This is a genomic window from Bacteroides faecichinchillae JCM 17102 (assembly GCF_000614145.1).
In the GTDB taxonomy this organism is placed as follows: domain Bacteria; phylum Bacteroidota; class Bacteroidia; order Bacteroidales; family Bacteroidaceae; genus Bacteroides; species Bacteroides faecichinchillae.
Window position 1 is genome coordinate 220103 of record NZ_BAKK01000001.1, and the last position, 21052, is coordinate 241154.

At 37.9% G+C, this 21052-nt stretch carries 12 protein-coding genes, 1 tRNA gene and 3 pseudogenes; 15 read left to right on the forward strand and 1 reads right to left on the reverse strand.

Features of this window, described 5'->3' with window-relative positions; all coding sequences use genetic code 11:
* The first annotated feature begins 120 nt into the window (after positions 1–120).
* The 5 genes and pseudogenes from JCM17102_RS25620 (at position 121) to JCM17102_RS00925 (ending at position 6167) form a co-directional block, all read left to right on the forward strand.
* Positions 121–2462: pseudogene (locus JCM17102_RS25620) on the forward strand (transglycosylase domain-containing protein).
* Positions 2463–2464: 2 nt separating this feature from the next.
* Complete coding sequence (locus tag JCM17102_RS00910) at positions 2465–2869, forward strand: 2-amino-4-hydroxy-6-hydroxymethyldihydropteridine diphosphokinase (RefSeq protein WP_033886377.1); 405 nt, start codon at positions 2465–2467, stop codon at positions 2867–2869.
* On the forward strand, positions 2870–3622 hold the full coding sequence (kdsB, locus tag JCM17102_RS00915; RefSeq protein ID WP_025073614.1) for a 3-deoxy-manno-octulosonate cytidylyltransferase: 753 nt from the start codon (positions 2870–2872) through the stop codon (positions 3620–3622). It begins immediately after the preceding gene.
* Between the two features lie 2 nt (positions 3623–3624).
* A complete protein-coding gene (locus JCM17102_RS00920; RefSeq protein WP_025073615.1) occupies positions 3625–4908 on the forward strand; it encodes a M16 family metallopeptidase in 1284 nt (427 codons plus the stop codon).
* A gap of 80 nt (positions 4909–4988) precedes the next feature.
* Positions 4989–6167: an MORN repeat-containing protein gene (locus JCM17102_RS00925; RefSeq protein ID WP_025073616.1), complete on the forward strand. Its 1179-nt coding sequence runs from the start codon at positions 4989–4991 to the stop codon at positions 6165–6167.
* 688 nt (positions 6168–6855) lie between these two features.
* On the opposite strand, the gene JCM17102_RS00930 is transcribed toward JCM17102_RS00925, so the two are convergent.
* Positions 6856–7794 (reverse strand): ribose-phosphate pyrophosphokinase, encoded by a 939-nt coding sequence (locus JCM17102_RS00930; protein WP_025073617.1) that lies wholly within the window; start codon positions 7792–7794, stop codon positions 6856–6858.
* Between the two features lie 325 nt (positions 7795–8119).
* Between JCM17102_RS00930 and JCM17102_RS25625 the strand changes: the two are divergent.
* The 10 genes and pseudogenes from JCM17102_RS25625 (at position 8120) to JCM17102_RS25630 (ending at position 20986) form a co-directional block, all read left to right on the forward strand.
* Positions 8120–12353, forward strand: a pseudogene (locus tag JCM17102_RS25625) (DUF5113 domain-containing protein).
* A 34-nt stretch (positions 12354–12387) separates the two neighbouring features.
* A complete protein-coding gene (locus tag JCM17102_RS00940) occupies positions 12388–13116 on the forward strand; it encodes a DUF5932 domain-containing protein (RefSeq protein ID WP_025073618.1) in 729 nt (242 codons plus the stop codon).
* Positions 13106–14560 carry an AbgT family transporter gene (locus JCM17102_RS00945; protein ID WP_025073619.1) on the forward strand — a complete coding sequence of 485 codons (1455 nt, stop codon included), beginning with the start codon at positions 13106–13108 and terminating at the stop codon, positions 14558–14560. Before JCM17102_RS00940 ends, JCM17102_RS00945 begins: the two co-directional genes overlap by 11 nt.
* Positions 14561–14661: 101 nt before the next feature.
* Positions 14662–14735: transfer RNA gene (locus tag JCM17102_RS00950), tRNA-Arg, on the forward strand.
* Between the two features lie 333 nt (positions 14736–15068).
* On the forward strand, positions 15069–15803 hold the full coding sequence (locus JCM17102_RS00955; protein ID WP_025073620.1) for a tetratricopeptide repeat protein: 735 nt from the start codon (positions 15069–15071) through the stop codon (positions 15801–15803).
* A 120-nt stretch (positions 15804–15923) separates the two neighbouring features.
* Positions 15924–16940 carry an aminodeoxychorismate synthase component I gene (locus tag JCM17102_RS00960; RefSeq protein ID WP_025073621.1) on the forward strand — a complete coding sequence of 339 codons (1017 nt, stop codon included), beginning with the start codon at positions 15924–15926 and terminating at the stop codon, positions 16938–16940.
* Entirely contained in the window at positions 16924–17520 is a 597-nt protein-coding gene (locus JCM17102_RS00965; RefSeq protein ID WP_025073622.1) for an aminotransferase class IV family protein, read from the forward strand. Before JCM17102_RS00960 ends, JCM17102_RS00965 begins: the two co-directional genes overlap by 17 nt.
* 289 nt (positions 17521–17809) lie before the next feature.
* Positions 17810–18475, forward strand: coding sequence for a DUF2461 domain-containing protein (locus JCM17102_RS00970; protein ID WP_025073623.1), 666 nt, complete (start codon positions 17810–17812; stop codon positions 18473–18475).
* Between the two features lie 33 nt (positions 18476–18508).
* The gene (locus tag JCM17102_RS00975; RefSeq protein WP_025073624.1) at positions 18509–18955 is read left to right on the forward strand and encodes a NanQ anomerase/TabA/YiaL family protein; all 447 of its coding nucleotides are present in this window, start codon (positions 18509–18511) and stop codon (positions 18953–18955) included.
* A 19-nt stretch (positions 18956–18974) separates the two neighbouring features.
* Positions 18975–20986 (forward strand): annotated as a pseudogene (locus JCM17102_RS25630) (alpha amylase C-terminal domain-containing protein).
* Positions 20987–21052: the final 66 nt, after the last annotated feature.

Here is a 21052-nt window from a genome sequence, read left to right on the forward strand (position 1 = left end):
TGAATGATTTTTATTGAATGTTAGTAAGATTGAAATAATTGTGAAACTCATTGGCTGAATGTGGAATTTTAACTATCTTTGCAGCTTAAATAAATGCGTCTTTTTAAGTTAAGAAAAAACATGATTCGAAAAATAATAATTGCTCTTTGGATCTTATTCGCAGTCATTGTTGTGGCTGTTGCCACTATCTTTATTTCCATCTCAGAAGGTTGGATAGGGTATATGCCTCCTGTAGAGGAACTGGAAAATCCGAACTATAAATTTGCTACAGAAATCTTCTCGGAAGACGGGAAGGTGATGGGAACATTCTCCGTTGAAAAAAATAATCGTGTGTATAGTAGCTATTCTGACCTGTCACCGCATATTATCAATGCATTGATTGCTACGGAGGATGTCCGTTTTCCCAAACATTCCGGTATTGATGCAAAGGCTCTTACCCGAGCAATTATAAAACGTGGATTATTGGGTCAGGAAAGTGCAGGTGGAGGTAGCACTATTTCGCAGCAGCTTGCTAAACAGCTTTTTACGAAAGAAGTGGCGAGTAATACATTGCAGCGTCTCTTGCAAAAACCGATTGAATGGGTCATTGCTGTGAAACTGGAACGTTACTACACGAAAGAAGAGATTCTCACACTGTATCTTAACAAGTTTGATTTTCTAAATAACGCTGTAGGTATTAAAACTGCAGCATATACATATTTCGGCTGTGAACCAAAGGATTTAAAGATTGAACAGGCGGCTATGCTGATAGGAATGTGTCAGAATCCGTCACGATATAATCCTGTGTCCAGGAACCAAAAGATTCGTGATAATTCTTTGGGACGTCGTAATGTGGTTCTTTCGCAGATGTGTAAGGCCGGATATATTACGACAGCAGAACGTGACTCTTTACAGGCTCTTCCGTTGAAATTGGCTTATAACCGTGTAGACCACAAAGAAGGATTGGCAACTTATTTTCGTGAATATCTCCGCATGATTATGACTGCTTCAAAACCTGATAAGAGTAACTATCGTGGTTGGCAAATGCAGAAATTTTATGAAGATTCTATCGCTTGGGAGACAGATCCATTGTACGGTTGGTGTAAGAAAAATAAAAAGAAAGACGGTACAAACTATAACATCTACACTGACGGGTTGAAGATTTATACCACAATTGATTCACGTATGCAGCAATATGCTGAAGAAGCAGTCAGTGAGCATTTGGGGGAAACTCTGCAACCTCAGTTCTTCAAAGAGAAGGTAGGTAGTAAAAATGCACCGTATGCCAGAGCTTTGCCTGCGTCAAAAGTAGAAGATTTGCTGAACAGAGCTATGAAGCAGAGCGAACGCTACAATGTAATGAAGGGTACAGGAGCTTCTGATGAGGAGATTCGTAAAGCATTCAATAAACCGGAAGAAATGACGGTTTTCTCTTGGACGGGACCAAAAGATACTATTATGACCCCGATGGACTCCATTCGTTATTACAAACATTTCTTGCGTACAGGTTTCATGTCGATGGACCAATGAACGGGCATGTAAAGGCTTATGTGGGTGGTCCCGACTATGTTAATTTCAAATATGATATGGCAATGGTCGGACGCCGTCAGGTGGGCTCTACTATTAAACCGTATTTGTACACATTGGCTATGGAAGATGGCTTTTCACCTTGCGATCAGGTACGTCACGTAGAACAAACTTTGATTACTGAAACCGGAGAACCATGGACACCGCGTAACGCCAATAACAAGCGTTATGGAGAAATGGTGACTTTGAAATGGGGACTTGCCTTTTCGGATAACTGGATTTCGGCTTATTTGATTAATAAAGTCACTCCACAGGCTTTAGTACGATTAATTCATAGCTTTGGTGTGCGCAATAAAGATATTCCGGCGGTATATTCACTCAGTCTTGGAGCTTGTGAAATTTCTGTCGGCGAGATGGTAAGTGCTTACACTGCATTCGTCAATAAAGGAGTACGGGTGTCTCCATTGTTTGTTACTCGTATTGAAGACAGCGAAGGTAATGTGATATCTACATTTACTCCGCAAATGAATGAAGTAATTAGTCTTTCAAGTGCCTATAAAATGCTTGTTATGTTGCGCGCTGTTATCAACGAAGGAACCGGTGGACGCGTCCGCCGTTATGGAATTACTGCCGATATGGGTGGTAAAACAGGAACAACCAATGATAACTCCGATGCTTGGTTTATGGGTATTACCCCATCGCTGGTATCCGGTTGCTGGGTAGGAGGAGATGAACGGGATATTCACTTTGGTGCTATGAGCAACGGACAAGGTGCTGCTGCTGCATTGCCTATCTGGGCTAAATACATGAAGAAAGTATATGATGATCCGAATTTGGGATATAGCCAGAAGCAAACGTTCGATCTTCCTGAAGGGTTTGACCCCTGTGGGGATGATTCGGAACTTTCGGATGAAGGATTTATTGAAGAAAGCGGATTGGATGACTTGTTTAATTGATAATGGATAATAATCCCACTCATCATCAGTGTATAATTTGCATAGGGAGCAATTACCACAAAAGGGAGAATCTGGCTTTTGCACGACACAAGTTGTCGGAGCTGTTTACTTCTATTTGTTTTGCACCAGAGCAGGAAACCAAACCGTTGTATTTTAAAAATCAGACGCTATTCTCTAATCAGGTTGCTGTATTCTTTTCTGACAAAAGAGAGGAGGAGGTGATAAACATACTGAAAGAGATAGAAAGTTCTGCCGGAAGACAACCGGGAGATAAAGAAGACGAAAAAGTATGTCTCGATATTGACTTGCTTTTATATGATAACCGAATTTTAAAACCGGAAGATTGGGAACGGGAATATGTGCAACAATCATTACCTAATCTCCATTTTCCATTACGTATAAAATAGATGAAATTTCTGGGAATTATACCTGCCCGTTATGCATCCACCCGTTTTCCTGCAAAACCGTTGGCTATGTTGGGCGGCAAAACAGTGATACAGCGTGTATATGAACAAGTAGTAGGTGTGTTGGATGATGCTTATGTAGCTACTGATGACGAACGTATTGAAGCTGCAGTAAAAGCCTTTGGAGGAAAAGTTGTGATGACTTCTGTCGATCATAAGAGTGGTACGGACCGTTGTTACGAAGCATGTATGAAGATTGGTGGAGACTTTGATGTGATAGTCAATATACAAGGAGACGAACCTTTTATCCAGCCTTCGCAACTAAATGCTGTAAAAGCCTGCTTTGAAGATTTAACTACACAGATTGCTACGTTGGTCAAACCGTTTACTGCAGAGGATGCATTTGTTGCTTTGGAGAATGTGAACTCTCCGAAAGTAGTAGTCAATAAGAACTGGAATGCGTTGTATTTCAGTCGTTCTATCATCCCTTATCAGCGTAATGTCGACCAAACAGATTGGTTGAAGAACCATATTTATTACAAACATATTGGTTTGTATGCTTACCGTACAGAAGTATTAAAAGAGATCACCGCTTTACCACAATCCTCTCTGGAACTGGCTGAATCATTGGAGCAACTCCGTTGGTTAGAGAATGGGTACAAAATAAAGGTGGGAATCAGTGAAGTAGAAACTATTGGTATTGATACTCCTCAAGATCTTGAACGCGCAGAAGAATTTCTGAAAAACAGATTATAAACATGGATCGTACGATACAACCTGAAATACAAGCCATGAAGGACTTTAGCATACTTCCTCCTGTCCGGACTACTTTGCCGAATGGTATTCCATTGGCTGTGATCAATGCAGGAGAACAGGAAGTGGTGCGTATGGATATTCTTTTTGCCGGAGGACGCTGGCATCAATCTCAGAAGTTACAGTCATTGTTTACTAACCGGATGTTGCGTGAGGGTACACGTAAATATACAACTGCCACGATTGCTGAAAAACTGGATTATTATGGTTCATGGCTGGAACTTTCCAGTTCATCGGAGTATGCCTATCTTACGATTTATTCGTTAAATAAATATGTAGCTGAAACGTTGGAAGTGGTGGAATCCATGATTAAGGAACCCCTTTTTCCTGAAAAGGAGTTGAACACTATTTTAGATACTAATATACAGCAATATTTAGTAAATAGTTCGAAGGTTGATTTCCTGGCGCAACGTAGCCTGTTGCAAGCGCTCTATGGAGAGCAGCATCCATGCGGACAGGTTGTTATGGAAGATGATTATCGTGTTATCAAACCGGAAGTGTTGCATAGTTTCTACCAAGAATATTACCATTCGGGCAATTGTTTCATCTTCTTGTCGGGCAAAGTAACTTCGGAGATAATTCGGCGGGTAACGGATGCATTTGGATATCCTTTCGGAATGTATCAGCAGAGGGCTGTTCGACCTGAGTTTCCTTTCACTGCCATTCCTGAAAAACGAGTTTTTACAGAGCGGGAAGATGCTTTGCAAAGCGCTGTGAAAATGGGTTGTACTACTATCACCCGTACACATCCTGATTACTTGAAGTTGCGAGTTCTGATGACTTTGTTCGGAGGATATTTCGGCAGTCGTCTAATGTCTAATATTCGTGAAGAGAAGGGATATACTTACGGTATTTCGGCAGGAATCATGTCTTATCCAGATAGCGGTTTGTTGGGTATCTCAACGGAAACTGCCAACGAATATGTGGAACCGTTGATACAGGAAGTTTATCATGAAATAGACAGATTGCATCAAGAACCTGTTACTTTGGAAGAGCTTACAATGGTACGTAACTATATGCTGGGAGAGATGTGCCGTAATTATGAATCGCCTTTTTCATTGTCGGATGCATGGATATTTATCGCTACGTCCGGTTTGGATGATGAGTATTTTTCCCGTTCTTTGCAGGCTGTTAATGAGGTCACGACGCAGGAAATTCAGGAATTGGCACAACGTTATTTGTGCAAAGAGACATTAAAAGAGGTCATTGCAGGTAAAAAGTTGTCATAATTTGCTTTCCGATAGGGTAGTTTTTGGCAGAGAAATTGTATCTTTGTCCAAATTGTAATTTTAAGCATAATAGCACATCAATGAGGAAATATCTATATACTACACTTTTTCTTGTTCTTATTGCCCAAGGGGGAGTGATGGCTCAAGACACAATCATCACTAACAAAGGAGGCGGATTTTTTGAGAAACTGAAAGGCACATTCTCTTCGGAATTAAAAATCGGGAACTATACATTCAAAGATGGTAGTGTATATACCGGAGAAATGAAGAGTCGTAAACCAAATGGTAAAGGGAAAACGGTTTTTAAAAACGGTGATGTTTATGAGGGGGAATATGTGAAAGGTAAGCGCGAAGGTTATGGCATTTATTCTTTTCCTGATGGAGAGAAATATGAAGGGCAGTGGTATCAAGACCAGCAACATGGAAAAGGTATTTATTACTTTATGAATAACAACCGCTACGACGGTATGTGGTATCAGGACTACCAGCAGGGTGAAGGCACCATGTATTATCATAACGGCGACTTATACGTAGGGCATTGGGCAAATGATAAGCGTGAAGGTGAAGGTACTTACACGTGGGCAAATGGTGCCCAATATACCGGCCAGTGGAAAAATGATAAGAAAAATGGTAAAGGTACTATGGTCTGGGATGACAGTTCGAAGTACGAAGGTGATTGGAAAGATGATGTTCGTCATGGAAAAGGAGTTTTTGAATATATCAATGGAGATAAATACGAAGGTGACTGGAAAGATGATATCCAACATGGGAAAGGTACTTATCATTTTCATACAGGCGATCGTTACGAAGGTTCTTATCTTTTGGGAGAGCGTACGGGAGAGGGAGTCTACTACCACGCCAATGGTGATAAATATGTAGGAAACTTCAAAGATGGTATGCAGGATGGTAAAGGTACATTTACCTGGGCAAACGGTGCAGTTTATGAAGGAGAGTGGAAAGATAATAAACGTCAGGGCCATGGTATGTATAAGTGGAGCAATGGAGACGTTTATGAAGGTGAATGGAAAGACAATCGTCCGAATGGTCAGGGTACTCTCAATACCATTTCCGGAATGCAATATAAAGGTAATTTCAAAGATGGGCTGGAAGATGGTCAGGGCGTACAAGTTGATAAGGACGGAAATCGTTTTGATGGCTTCTTTAAACAAGGGAAAAAAGACGGTCCTTTCGTTGAAACGGATAAGGATGGAAAGCTAATCAAGAAGGGTAATTACAAGAATGGAAGATTAGCGAATTAGTATTTGTATAATAAGGAGATTAGGATAAAAGAGTCTAATGGAGATTGTGCTTCATTAGACTCTCTTTTTTTGTTATACTTTTTAATAAATGAGTTATACTGTTTTAATAAAGAGGATAAAGCACTAAAAAAAGTTGCTATAAACAAAAGAGGTCAAAACGCTGTCACAACCTCTTATTGGTTATCCTATAATTGATTTGATTACTTCTTTTCCCATAGGCTATTAATAAATAAGTTCCTTTCTATTAAGATCTAACTTCTTTTTCTTTATTGGAAAAGTTATTTTCTATTTGACATAAACTATAAATGCAGGTTTTGATTTTATAAACGCAAGTTTCGTTTTTATAAATGGAACTTGCGTTTATAAGAACGGAACTTGTGTTTATAGATTTTTCTTTAATAATCAAAAGTTTATTATTAAAGAAAAAGAAGTTTGTCCTTACTAGAGAGGAATTTATCTGTTCATACTTTAGCAATCAAGTAATATAGCTAATAGCTCATAGAAAATATCTATTGGAGTAATGGTAATAGGTGATAGATCGGGTGATAGGTTGATAGAGAAAATGATGTCTTTTGTTTGGAGGGGATAGGATAAAGAAAAAAATGAGTATTAACTTCAAGATTCTTGAATATAGAAAAGGTTGTGTCAGCGTTTGACACAACCTCTTGTCTTATTAAGTCTTTGGTTCTTAGATAATGTACTGTGAACTAATAGACTCATTGCTTACAACTCGTCTGATCGTTTCAGCAAACATATCAGCAATACTTAATTGTTTAACCTTTGCACATTTCTTAGTATAAGGAATACTGTCAGTAAATACCATTTCAGTCAAACCTGATTCCTGTACACGAAATGAAGCAGGGTCAGACATTACGCAGTGGCTGGCGATAGCACGTACAGACGCTGCTCCGGCTTCCATCATAATGTTTGCAGCTTTGGTGATTGTTCCTGCGGTATCTACGATATCGTCGATCAACACGACATTCTTACCTTTTACGTCACCAATGATTTGCATAGAAGCAACTTCATTTGCTTTTTCACGTGATTTATTGCAAAGTACCAATGGTACGCCTAGATATTTAGAGAAAGTGCTGGCACGCTTTGAACCTCCTACGTCCGGTGTAGCAATCACCAGTTCGTCTAATTTCAAAGACTGAATATATGGGAGGAATACGGCAGAAGCATACAAATGGTCAACCGGAATATTAAAAAATCCTTGGATCTGATCTGCATGCAAATCCATAGTGATCAAGCGGTCGATACCTGCTACTGCAAGCAGATCAGCTACCAGTTTAGCGCCGATAGATACACGTGGTTTGTCTTTTCTGTCCTGACGAGCCCATCCGAAGTAAGGGATGACAGCTACAACTGTTTTTGCTGACGCACGTTTGGCAGCATCAATCATCAGGAGAAGTTCCATTAAATTGTCTGAATTTGGGAAAGTAGATTGGACTAGGAATACATTGGAACCACGAATTGATTCTTCGTAAGAAACTGCAAATTCACCATCTGCAAAATGGGTGATGTTCATATTTCCTAGAGGACAATTTAGGCTTGCGCAGATTTTCTCTGCGAGATATCTCGAGTTCGTTCCCGAGAATACCATAAAGGGTGCTTTTTCGCTCATTGTGTAATAGTTGTTACCTATTTGTTAATTTGCCTGCAAAGGTAGGAATTTCTCTTATCATTTTGAAAGACTTACTATAGAAAAAATAATTTTCCCTCCAACTTATCGGAAATATTCGTAGATTTGCGTATCAATAGTTGGATGATTGTTAATGGAAAACAGATAATGAATGATGGGAAAGGATTCTTTAAGTAATAATAGAGAGCTAATGATGGGGAATGAAAGGTGGCGTAATTCATTTTCAATGGTGCCTTTTTCGTTATCCGTTATTTTCTTTCCGTTGAGTTTTTTGTTACTACTTTCCATTTTTTTCTCGTGCACTGATATGGTTCCTACCAAAGAAGTGCGATTGATCGATTCATTGAATGGTAAAGCTTATGCTTACCGTTATAGAAATCTGGACTCCTCCTATAAATATGCAGATCAGGCTTATCGGAAAATAAGTTTATATAAATCAGGAAAAGCAGAAGCGTCAAATAATCTTGGTTTTTGTGCTTTTATGAATATGGATTTTGAACGTGCCGAAGCTTACCATAAGGAAGTATATAAATTGACCAAGAATGAATTGGAATTACTGATTGCCGATATCGGACTGATGAAGATATGCCAGCGTACGTCTATGAATAAAGAGTTTTATGACTACCGTAACAGTGCCCTTCGGCGTATGAAGCGTATACGGGAAGAAAGTGATCTTTTTGCCGACCGACACGAGACACTTCGTCTGAATTATGCTTTTACGGAATTCTTTATCGTCTCATCCATTTATTACTATTATCTCCAGCAACGTCAAGAAGCGATGACTTCTCTTGATAGTATTACGGAGGAGGCTTTAGAGGATACGAACCAATTACTTTATTATCATTATATCAAAGGTTCAGCCTCACTTGTTGAAGCAGATACTCCGGAAGAAAGAAAATTGAATGAATTTGAAGAACTTTATACGACGTGGAAATTGGCTGTTCAAAGTAATCATCCTTATTTTGAAGGTAACAGTTTACAGGCTTTGGCTAACATGATGGCTTCTCCCTCTAATTTTGAGTTCTTTCGTACAAGAAGAATACATGGATTGGAGCAGTTTGGCTTTCCGGTAGATACATTGTTACCTTTCCGTATGGCTCAAGTTGCACTTGAGAAATTTTGCGACTATAAAGATTTATATCAGATTGCCGGAGCTTATGTGACTATCGGTAAATATCTGAATGAGCATGGATGTTATTCAGAAGCATTGGATACGCTTACGAAAGCGTTGGATTGTGTGAATTATCATCATATACATTATTATCACCATGAGGCGGATTCATTAGATAACCTTCTTCCTTATACGGAAGGAGATACTATTTTTACTGGAGTTCCATGGTTTGGGCACGAACATGTAAAGACTGTTCCGGAATGGATTTCGCGTATTCGGGAACAGTTAAGTGTTTCGTATGCTGGACTGGGAGTGAAGTATGCTTCAAATTATAACCGGAATGTATATTTGGATATTCTGAAATATACCCGTCAAGATAAAGAGCTTGAAAGCCGGAGTCTTTCATTAGAAGCTGATTCTAGACAAATGACAATTGTGTTGTTTTTAGTCATTGCAGGGCTGATGTTAGTGATTATTCTTTGCTGGTTCTTCAATAAACGATCCAAAGTTAGAAATCAAGTTGATGTAGCGCGTTTGCAACATATTCTGTCTCTCTGTCGTGATATCACTTCATCTATTCCGATGAATGTTCCGTTAATTCAAGAGGGAATCGATCAATTATTTGGGAAGGGACGTTTAATCTTGGAAGTTCATGAAGAGAAAAAAGCTTCACTTGTACCTTTACATCGGCTACATCATGATGAGAAGGCTTTGATACATCTGCTAGAACCATATATAGAATGGGCGGCTGATAATGAACAAATGCTGGAAGCGTTAAGCGAAGAACGAATGCAGCTAGAGAAACAGCGGTATGTCTACGAACAACATATAGCTAGTAACAAGCGACAGAATCTTATAAAAAAGGCATGTCTGGCAATTGTAGATGGTATTAATCCGTATATTGACCGTATTCTGAATGAGTACATAAACTGACGGAAAGAGGGTATATTGACAATGAAGAGATAAAGAAAGAGAAGTATCAGTATATCGATGAGTTAGTTACAACGATCAATGAATATAATGATATTCTTGCTCTTTGGATTAAGATGAAGCAGGGTACACTTAGCTTGAATATTGAAACGTTCAGTCTGAATGAACTGTTTGATTTGTTGGGTAAAGGCAGGAGAGCTTTTGAAATGAAAAAGCAGAAACTCGAAATAGAACCTACTAAGGCTATGGTAAAGGCCGATCGAGCACTGACTTTGTTTATGATCAATACATTGGCTGAAAATGCTCGTAAATATACTTCTGAAGGTGGGACTATTAAAGTATATGCCACTACTACAGAAAACTATGTTGAGATTTCTGTTGAAGATAACGGTCCTGGAATTTCTGCAGAAGATGTCTCTCATATCATTGGTGAAAAGGTGTATGATTCACGTGCTATCGGTATGAAAGAGGCAATTGATCCGGAAGAACTGAAAGAGAATAAAGGAAGTGGATTCGGATTAATGAATTGTAAGGGAATCATAGAGAAATATAAGAAAACTAATGAACTGTTTCATGTTTGTTTATTTAATGTAAAGAGTGAGCCTGGGAAAGGAAGCCGTTTTTATTTTCGTCTTCCTACAGGAATACGTAAAGTAATTGTAGTACTATTTTGCTTGTTGCTACCTACTTGGATAGGATCTTGTATATATGATCCGATTCCTCCAATATTGCAAGGAAATGATTCGATTGTGATAGTTACTGATTCTGCTTATAATGTATTGTTAGATGAAGCTTCTGCTTATGCGGATTTTGCTTATGAAGCAAATAAAGATGGGCAATATGTGGATGCATTACATTATATTGATTCAGCGATTGTATTGCTGAATGAACATCATTGGGAATATGCAGATTCGTTGCATTCGAAACGATATATGAAACTGATAGGTGAGGGAACCCCTGCCGAGATTCAGTGGTGGAATGATTACTTTGATTCGGACTATCATGTTATTCTGGATATAAGGAATGAAGCGGCAGTTGCTTTTTTGGCATTGAACCAGCTGGATGGATACAATTATAATAACTCTGCATATACTGATTTGTATAAATTACAAGGAGAGGATCAGTCACTGGAAGGTTATTGTAGGCAGTTGGAACGTTCGAATACAAATAAAACGGTGGGTATTATTCTTTGTGTAATTTTATTGGTGGCTTCTTTGATTGGTTATTATTTATTGTATATGCGGAAGCGGGTGCAGAATCGGTTGAATCTGGAACAGGTGCTTGAGATTAATCAGAAAGTATTTGCCGCTTCTTTAATTAGACCACAAGAGAATGCTGAAGCTCTTCAACGAGAAGAAGATACTTTGAAAGAGATTCCGCAACGCATCGTCAAAGAGGCGTTTGGCGCAGTAAATGAGTTGCTGACAATTGAACGAATGGGGATTGCTGTATATAATGAAACAACACATCGGTTGGAATATGCTTCAAGCAATGGTCAGGAAATGCCAGAGATGGTCCAACAGTGTTTCGATACTTGTGAATACCTTTCTGTACAACATTCCCAGGCGATTCCGTTGATGATAGAGGTGGGTGGTGAACACCAATATGTGGGAGTATTCTATCTAGAACGTAGGGAAGGGACGGAACAAGAAACGGATCGTTTATTATTCGAGCTGGTAGCCCGTTATGTAGCTATTGTAGTATTTAATGCTGTGGTTAAACTGGCTACGAAATATCGGGATATTGAATCTGCCATGAAGAAACACGTCGTGCTTCATGGGAAGATAGTATGCTCCATGTGCAGAATATGGTGCTTGACAACTGTCTTTCCACTATCAAGCACGAAACAATCTATTATCCTAATAAGATAAAACAGATCATCGGGCGGTTAAATACGCAGCAACTCTCGGAAAAAGAAGAACGGGAGGCAATAGAGACAATTACGGAGTTGATTGAATATTATAAAGGAATATTCACTATTTTGAGTTCTTGTGCTTCCCGACAGTTGGAGGAGGTTACTTTCCGGCGAACTACTATCCCAGTGCAAGAGCTTTTTGATGCTGCTACAAAATATTTCCGAAAAGTGAATAAAAATCTGATTGAGAAGCTGGAATTAGTGATAGAGCCGATAGATGCGAAGGTTATAGGTGATGTAAATCAGTTACGTTTCTTGTTTGAGAATCTGATCGATGAAGCTTTGACAGTTCATGAAGAAGGAATTATCCGTATACAAGCCTGTAAGGAGGATGAATATATCCGTTTTCTTTTTACGGATACACGACGTGAAAAGAGTATAGAAGAATTGAATCAATTATTCTACCCAAATCTGGCTCGTATGACTTCCGGAGAAAAAGGGGAGTTACGAGGTACTGAATATTTGGTGTGTAAACAGATTATTCGAGATCATGATGAATTTGCCGGTCGCAGAGGATGTCGTATTAATGCAGAACCTGCTGAAGGTGGTGGATTTACAGTCTATTTCACTATTCCACGTAGATAATAAGGAACACATATAAGTTATTTGATAAAGAAAAATGGAAGAACAAAAATTTAAGGTTATTATTGTTGAGGATGTAAAATTGGAGTTGAAGGGGACGGAGGAAATCTTCCGTCATGAAATTCCTAATGCAGAAGTTATTGGTACAGCTATGACTGAGGGTGAATTCTGGTCGTTGATGGAGACACAGATCCCCGATTTGGTATTGTTAGATTTAGGATTAGGTGGTTCAACTACGATTGGAGTTGATATTTGCCGTAATATATTTAAGCGTTACAAAGGGGTTCGTGTATTAATCTTTACTGGAGAAATACTGAATGAGAAACTCTGGGTAGATGTACTGAATGCAGGTGCGGACGGCATTATCCTTAAAACCGGTGAACTGCTGACTAAAACGGATGTACAAGCTGTCATGGATGGTAAAAAGCTTGTGTTTAACTATCCTATTCTGGAAAAGATTGTGGACCGCTTCAAGAAGTCGGTAGCAAATGATGCTAAACGGCAAGAAGCTGTGATTAGCTATGATATTGATGAATATGACGAGCGTTTTCTTCGCCATCTGGCATTGGGATTTACCAAAGATATGATTGCTAATCTGAAAGGAATGCCTTTTGGAGTGAAATCATTGGAGAAACGACAGAATGATCTTATTGGTCGTCTTTTCCCGAACGGAGAACGGATAGGAGTGAACGCTACTCGTTTAGTAGTACGTGCTTTAGAATTACGTATTATCGACCTCGATAATCTGGAAGCTGATGAAGAGTAAATGGCGGGTACCTCATCCTGCTACAATGTTTTTTCTGCTGACGTTGGCGGTCGTTTTCCTTTCATGGATATGTGATATCTATGGAGTAAAGGTGACGTTACCGCAATCAGGAGAAGATATTCGTGTGCAAAGTCTGCTAAGTCCGGAAGGAATCCGGTGGTGGTTGCGGAATGCTATTGGTAACTTTACTGGGTTTGCTCCTTTGGGTATGGTAATTATTGCTATGTTCGGTCTAGGAGTTGCTATACATTCCGGATTCATTGATGCGTGCATTCGTATTGGGGTAGGAAAGCGTCAGGGAAAAAGGAAAATTATTATATGGGTGATCATTCTGGGACTATTGTCAAATGTGATCGGAGACGGGGGATATATCATATTGCTTCCTATTGCCGCTATGCTTTTTCAATGGGTGGGGCTTCATCCGATTGCCGGAATTGTGACGGCTTATGTGTCCGTTGCCTGTGGGTATAGTGCGAATGTCGTGTTAAGTACGATGGACCCATTACTGGCTCATACCACCCAAGAGGCAGCATTAGTGCAAACTGGGTATCAAGGAAATACAGAACCTTTGTGCAATTACTTTTTTATGAGTGCTTCTACTGTAGTGATTGCAGCTATCGTATATTGGGTTACTCAAAAGTTCCTTATTCCTGCTTTGGGGAAATATGAAGGTAATGTGAGAATGGAAGCTTACCGACCTTTATCTCGCAAAGAGCGGCGGGCATTGACACTTGCTGTTATTGTGGCAGGGATTTATACGACGCTTATTTTATGGCTAACTTTTTCTTCTTACGGTATTCTGCGTGGAGTTAATGGTGGACTGATGCACTCACCTTTTATTGCAGGTATTTTGTTTTTGCTCTCTTTGGGAGCTGGTTTTACGGGAATGGCCTATGGATTTGGTTCCGGACGTTATCGTAGCGATAATGATGTGATTGACGGACTCACCCAACCAATAAAATTATTAGGTGTATATTTTGTGATTGCTTTTTTTGCTGCACAAATGTTTGCTTGTTTTGAGTATTCTCATTTGGACAAATGTTTCGCTATTATGGGAGCAGAATTATTATCTTCCTATGAGCCATCTCCATTATTGACACTTGTTCTATTTATCTTATTCACAGCATTGATTAATCTGATCATGGTGTCCGCTACATCCAAATGGGCATTTATGTCTTTTATCTTTATTCCTATGTTTGCTCAAATGGGGATTACGCCTGATGTGACCCAGTGTGCTTTCCGTATTGGAGATAGCTCAACAAATGCTATAACACCGTTCTTATTTTATATGCCATTAGTTTTAACTTATATGCGTCAGTATAATAAACAGATCACTTATGGTTCTTTGTTGAAATACACGTGGAGGTATTCGTTGTGCATTTTAGCTGCATGGACTGCTTTGTTTGTTATTTGGTATTTACTGAAGTTACCAATGGGATTATAAGTAATTGGTACATAGAGATAAAGAAAAAAAGTAGGTAAAAAGTAATAGAAAATTTTTGTGATTACATAAAAAACACTACCTTTGCAACCGCAAATAAGGATGGTTCCGTAGCTCAGCTGGATAGAGCAACGCCCTTCTAAGGCGTGGGTCAAGCGTTCGAATCGCTTCGGAATCACATAAGGCGGTTACTTAGGTAATTGCCTTTTTTGTTGTATATCTTGCTATATGCTATTTAGCTGATATATGGAATGATACAAAAGCAATATTATCTTAATTTTGTTGTGTATCTATATGCACATCATGCATGAAAGTGCAAAAATATGATATCCATATGATACTGTGTATATGTTACGGATATTAGAAGCTTTCTCTTGCTTATAATTCCTTTTACAAAGAATAACGAACGTTATAGAGCTTTCAAAAAGCTCAAAAAAGTTAAAAAAGAGTTGTATCTTTCTATTATAACTTATACTTTTGAACGATTAACAACTAAAAAACACATAAAGTTATGAAGAAATTGATTTTTTTATTTGCAATTTGTATTGCAGCAACTAACATTTTTGCCCAAACCGACCCAAACCAATTAAAAAAAGAAGGTAGTGAAGCGTTCAATGCTAAGAACTATCCTGTAGCTTATGCAAAATTTAGTGAATACCTAAAACAAATTAATAATCAGGATTCAGTAATTGCTTACTATTGTGGTATGGCTGCTGATGAAGCTAAAAAATATGCTGAAGCTGTAACCTTTTTTGATATAGCTATTCAGAAGAAATATAATGTAGGAAATGCTTATGCTCGTAAGGCTTTAGCTTTAAGTGAGTTGAAAAAAACGGATGAGTTTGTGGCTACTCTTGAAGAGGGACTGAAAGTTGATCCGGATAATAAATCAATGGTTAAGAATTATGGTTTACATTTCTTGAAAGCTGGAATTGCGGCTCAGAAAGCTGGTAAGAAAGAAGTTGCCGAAGAAGCATTTAAAAAAGTTATTCCCCTGAATAATAAGAAATACAAAACTGACGCATTGTATAGTTTAGGAGTATTGTGTTATAATGATGGAGCCAATATATTGAAAGTTGCTACTCCGTTGGCAACATCAGACGCAGACAAGTATGCTGCAGAAAAAGCAAAAGCTGATGCGCGTTTTAAGGAAGCTGTAGATTACTTGGAAGAAGCACAAAAAGTATCTCCAGAGAGAGCCGAAATTAAAACGATGCTCACTCAGGTACAAGATGCCATGAAATAATTCTTTAATTATAGACTGAGTAGAGGGTTGCTATACTTGATTGTTAGCAACCCTTTTTTGTACCTTGTTTTCAAGTCCTATAGTTTTTATATACATTTGTTCCTTCAAAGTAAGAAATGTATGCGATTATATACTAAAGATCAAGCAATCGAGCGGATGAATCGTTTGGGACGAAATTCTAGCCCTTTTATATTTATTATTAATTATGCACAAGATACATCTTATGTTGAGGAGGTTTCGTCTGTTGATTCTACTGAGATATTATATAATTTGAATGGATTTACTAACCTGCCGCTGTTGAAGAAAAATAGCGTTTCAGCTTTTTCGGAACAACATGTTTTTTTTAATACACCTGTTCGGTGGCAATCTTTTCCTGAATCCTTTGATGCTTATAAACGTTCGTTTCAGTTCGTTCAGCAAAATATATTTGTAGGAAATAGCTTTCTTACCAATTTGACGTGTCGTACTCCGATAGAAACTAATCTTAATATAAGAGATCTTTTTTTCCATTCAAAAGCTATGTACAAATTGTGGATAAAAGATAGGTTTACCGTTTTCTCTCCTGAAATATTTGTCAGAATATGCAAAGGAAAAATTAGCTCTTATCCGATGAAAGGAACAATAGATGCCTCTTTACCATGTGCTGCTCAAATATTGATGAACGATTCTAAAGAGGCTGCAGAACATGCAACTATTGTAGATTTGATTCGTAATGATTTGAGTATGGTGGCAGACCAAGTATCAGTATCAAGATATCGCTATATTGATAAGTTGCAAACCAATCGAGGCGCTATTCTTCAGACAAGTTCTGAGATTCGGGGAATATTACCCAAAAACTATCAGTCTGCATTAGGAGATATTATTTTTAAACTCTTGCCAGCAGGTTCTATCACAGGAGCGCCTAAGAAAAAGACGATGCAGATTATCGAAGAAGCAGAAAACTATGATAGAGGTTTTTATACTGGTGTAATGGGGTATTTTGATGGCAGAGACTTGGATAGTGCTGTAATGATACGTTTTGTGGAACAAGAAAACGGGAAAATGTATTTTAGAAGTGGAGGTGGCATTACTTGTCAAAGTGATGTGGAAAGCGAGTATAATGAAATGAAACAAAAAATATATGTGCCTATTTATTGAAACCATTCGGATAGAGAACGGACAAATCTGTAATTTAGAGTATCATACGGAGCGTTTTAACCGGACTCGTGCTGCTTTTTGGAATGATATAGCTTTCATTGATTTGAAGGAATTTATTTACCCACCAAACATCCTCGGTGTTCAAAAATGCCGGATTGTATATGGAAAGCGGATAGAAGAGATAACATACGCTTCTTATCAAGTTAGGGAGGTAACTTCTTTGCGCTTGATGGTTGATAATACGATTGATTATACCTATAAGAAAATAGATCGGGAAAGATTGAATACTTTGTTTTCTCAACGAGGAGCAGCAGATGATATATTGGTGATAAAGAATGGATTTTTGACGGATACATCCATTGCTAACATTGCTTTATACGATGGAAATACATGGTTTACTCCAGCTCATCCTTTACTGAATGGTACTAAGAGAGCAAAGCTCTTAGAAAAGCATTTGATCGTAGAGAAGGATATACCTTTGTCTCAAATAACTGATTATTCGTACATCATGCTGTTTAATGCGATGATTGATTGGGAACAGATAAAATTTGCTGTTAATGAAAAGTATTTGATTTTATAAACTATAATTAACGGATTTATTTGAAGGATTACTGAACAAATACTCTCCTTAATCTGTTATATTTATGTGTTTTTCATAGTATTAGATATAAGATTAATTAAAAAGAGATTGTACGCAACTTGTGAAAGCTTAAGTACGTCAGAAGCAGAAGAGTCTGTTTTTATGATAAATGTGTTAGAGCATCGGTTTATATATAGCCGATGCTTTTTTTATGTCCTTTTGTAGCGTTTTGTAGTTTATATGAAATAAAATTTGTACGTTTGTAGGATAATAATAGAAAATAATGAAGATGAATATACCCGTTATTTTTCAATTTTTAAATGATCTTTCTGCGAACAATAATCGAGAGTGGTTTCATGAACATCGCTCAGAATATGAAATAGCCCGTATTGAGTTTGAAAATTTTCTTGCAGCAGTGATTGCCCGTATTTCTCTGTTTGATGAGTCTATCCGGGGAGTTCAACCTAAAGACTGTACGTATCGTATTTACCGGGATACCCGTTTTTCTGCGGACAAAACACCATATAAGATACATTTTGGCGGATATATCAATGCCAAAGGAAAAAAATCCAATCATTGTGGATACTATGTACATCTCCAACCAGATGGTTGTATGCTTGCTGGAGGTGGTCTGTGTTTGCCTCCTAATGTGATGAAAGCTGTCAGACAATCTATTTACGATAACGTGGAAGAATACATATCAATAATAGAAGATCCGAAATTCAAACAATATTTTTCTGTAGTGGGAGAGGATTTCATGAAAACAGCTCCTAAGGGTTTTCCGAGAGATTTTAAGTATATTGATTATTTAAAATGCAGGCAATATACTTGTACATATAATGTTCCTGATAACTTTTTCTCTCAGCCTGATATGATGGAACAAATAGGGAAAGTGTTCCAGCAATTCAAACGCTTTTCCGATTTTATAAATTATACGATTGACGATTTTGAATAATACCTAAAATATAAACTTTAAAATTAAACTTTTATGGTTATAGATACTTTGGATAATCTTGAAAAATATACCTCTTTGAATCCTTTGTTTGCGGAAGCTATAGAGTTTTTAAAATCTCATGACTTACAGGCTATGGAGATCGGTAAAACGGAATTGAAAGGAAAAGATCTGTTTGTGAATATAGCACAGACACAGCCTAAAACAAAAGAAGAAGTAAAGTTAGAGACACATAGAGAGTATATTGATATTCAAATACCACTGTCCGGAACAGAGGTAATGGGTTATACTGCTGCTAAAGACTGTATTCCTGCAAATGCTCCTTACAATGCAGAAAAAGATATTACTTTTTTTGAAGGGGTAGCTGATATTTATCTTGCTGTGAAGCCCGGAATGTTTACTATTTTTTTCCCACAAGATGGACATGCTCCCGGAATTAGTCCAGAAGGAGTGAAAAAAGTAATCGTAAAAGTAAAAGTTTAACCTTAAATTTAATTTTGATATGGAAAAGACTCTGAATCTTATCAAAAACGATCCCTGGTTGGAACCGTATACCGATGCTATCGTTGGTCGTCACCAGCATGTATTGAACAAGGAAGCCGAATTGACCAATAAAGGAAAACAGACTCTCTCGGATTTTGCATCGGGTTATCTCTATTTCGGTTTGCACCGTACACCGAATGGATGGACATTTCGTGAATGGGCTCCTAATGCTACACATATTTATATGGTAGGTACATTCAATAATTGGGAAGAAAAGACAGCCTATAAACTGAAAAAACTGAAAAATGGTAATTGGGAGATTGATCTTCCTGCAGATGCGATAAAACATGGTGATTTGTATAAGTTGAATGTTTATTGGGAGGGTGGACAAGGAGAACGTATTCCGGCATGGGCTACACGTGTGTTCAGGATGAGAATACTAAAATATTTAGTGCACAGGTATGGGCTCCGGAAAATCCTTATAATTTTAAGAAAAAGACATTCAAGCCTAGTACTAATCCACTGTTGATATATGAATGCCATATTGGAATGGCACAAAAGGAAGAAAAAGTAGGTACGTACAATGAATTTCGCGAGAAAGTTCTTCCTCGTATTGCACAAGAAGGATATAACTGCATTCAGATTATGGCTATCCAAGAGCATCCTTATTATGGAAGTTTTGGTTATCATGTGTCTAGCTTTTTTGCAGCTTCTTCCCGTTTTGGAACTCCTGACGAGTTAAAAGCATTAATTGACGAAGCCCATCAAATGGGAATTGCAGTAATTATGGATATTGTCCATTCTCATGCGGTGAAAAATGAAGTAGAAGGATTGGGTAACTTTGCTGGTGATCCAAATCAATATTTCTATCCGGGTAGCCGTAGAGAACATCCGGCATGGGATTCACTATGTTTTGATTATGGAAAAAATGAAGTGATTCATTTCTTGCTTTCCAATTGTAAATATTGGTTGGATGAATATAAATTTGACGGATTTCGTTTTGATGGTGTAACATCTATGTTATATTATAGCCATGGTTTGGGGGAAGCTTTCTGCAACTATAGAGACTATTTCAATGGTCATCAAGATGATAATGCTGTTTGTTATCTTTCATTAGCTAACGAATTGATTCATCAGGTAAACCCCAAAGCAATAACGATAGCGGAGGAAGTATCTGGTATGCCGGGCCTTGCAGCTAAAGTGGAAGACGGAGGCTATGGCTTTGATTATCGTATGGCAATGAATATTCCGGATTACTGGATTAAAACAATCAAAGAAAAGATTGATGAAGATTGGAAACCGTCAAGTATGTTCTGGGAAGTGACAAACCGCCGTCAAGATGAAAAGACTATTTCGTATACAGAAAGTCATGACCAGGCATTGGTAGGAGATAAGACAATTATTTTCCGTCTGATTGATGCTGATATGTATTGGCATATGCAGAAAGGGGATGAGAACTATATAGTCAATAGAGGTATCGCTTTACATAAAATGATTCGATTACTGACAGCTTCAACTATTAATGGTGGTTATCTGAACTTTATGGGTAATGAATTCGGTCATCCTGAATGGATTGATTTCCCACGTGAAGGTAATGGATGGTCTTGTAAATATGCTCGCCGTCAATGGGATTTGGTGGATAATAAGAATTTGGCATATCATTACTTGGGTGACTTTGACACAGAGATGTTGAAAGTGATTAAGAGTGTGAAAGATTTCCAGGCAACCCCGGTTCAGGAAGTTTGGCACAACGATAAAGATCAGATATTGGCTTATGCCCGAAAGGATCTTATTTTTGTTTTCAACTTTAATCCAAAACAGTCATTTGCAGACTATGGTTTCTTGGTGACTCCGGGAGCTTATGAAGTGATTCTGAATACAGATAATACTGCATTTGGAGGAAATGGTTTTGCTGATGATTCTGTTGTTCATTTTACGATAACAGATCCTTTATATAAAAAGGAAAAGAAAGAATGGTTAAAACTATATATTCCTGCGCGTTCTGCTGTTGTTTTAAGAAAAAAGAAATAAGCATTAGTATAAAGAATAAAAGAAGAATTTCAATTTTTGATATAAAGAATTAGCCCTTGCAATAAT

Bases quoted from the DNA above. Each gene is read 5' to 3' on its own strand.
- JCM17102_RS00910 (WP_033886377.1), top strand. From the start codon at position 2,465: ATGGATAATAATCCCACTCATCATCAGTGTATAATTTGCATAGGGAGC.
- kdsB (WP_025073614.1), top strand. From the start codon at position 2,870: ATGAAATTTCTGGGAATTATACCTGCCCGTTATGCATCCACCCGTTTT.
- JCM17102_RS00920 (WP_025073615.1), top strand. From the start codon at position 3,625: ATGGATCGTACGATACAACCTGAAATACAAGCCATGAAGGACTTTAGC.
- JCM17102_RS00925 (WP_025073616.1), top strand. From the start codon at position 4,989: ATGAGGAAATATCTATATACTACACTTTTTCTTGTTCTTATTGCCCAA.
- JCM17102_RS00930 (WP_025073617.1), bottom strand. From the start codon at position 7,794: ATGAGCGAAAAAGCACCCTTTATGGTATTCTCGGGAACGAACTCGAGA.
- JCM17102_RS00940 (WP_025073618.1), top strand. From the start codon at position 12,388: ATGGAAGAACAAAAATTTAAGGTTATTATTGTTGAGGATGTAAAATTG.
- JCM17102_RS00945 (WP_025073619.1), top strand. From the start codon at position 13,106: ATGAAGAGTAAATGGCGGGTACCTCATCCTGCTACAATGTTTTTTCTG.
- JCM17102_RS00955 (WP_025073620.1), top strand. From the start codon at position 15,069: ATGAAGAAATTGATTTTTTTATTTGCAATTTGTATTGCAGCAACTAAC.
- JCM17102_RS00960 (WP_025073621.1), top strand. From the start codon at position 15,924: ATGCGATTATATACTAAAGATCAAGCAATCGAGCGGATGAATCGTTTG.
- JCM17102_RS00965 (WP_025073622.1), top strand. From the start codon at position 16,924: ATGTGCCTATTTATTGAAACCATTCGGATAGAGAACGGACAAATCTGT.
- JCM17102_RS00970 (WP_025073623.1), top strand. From the start codon at position 17,810: ATGAATATACCCGTTATTTTTCAATTTTTAAATGATCTTTCTGCGAAC.
- JCM17102_RS00975 (WP_025073624.1), top strand. From the start codon at position 18,509: ATGGTTATAGATACTTTGGATAATCTTGAAAAATATACCTCTTTGAAT.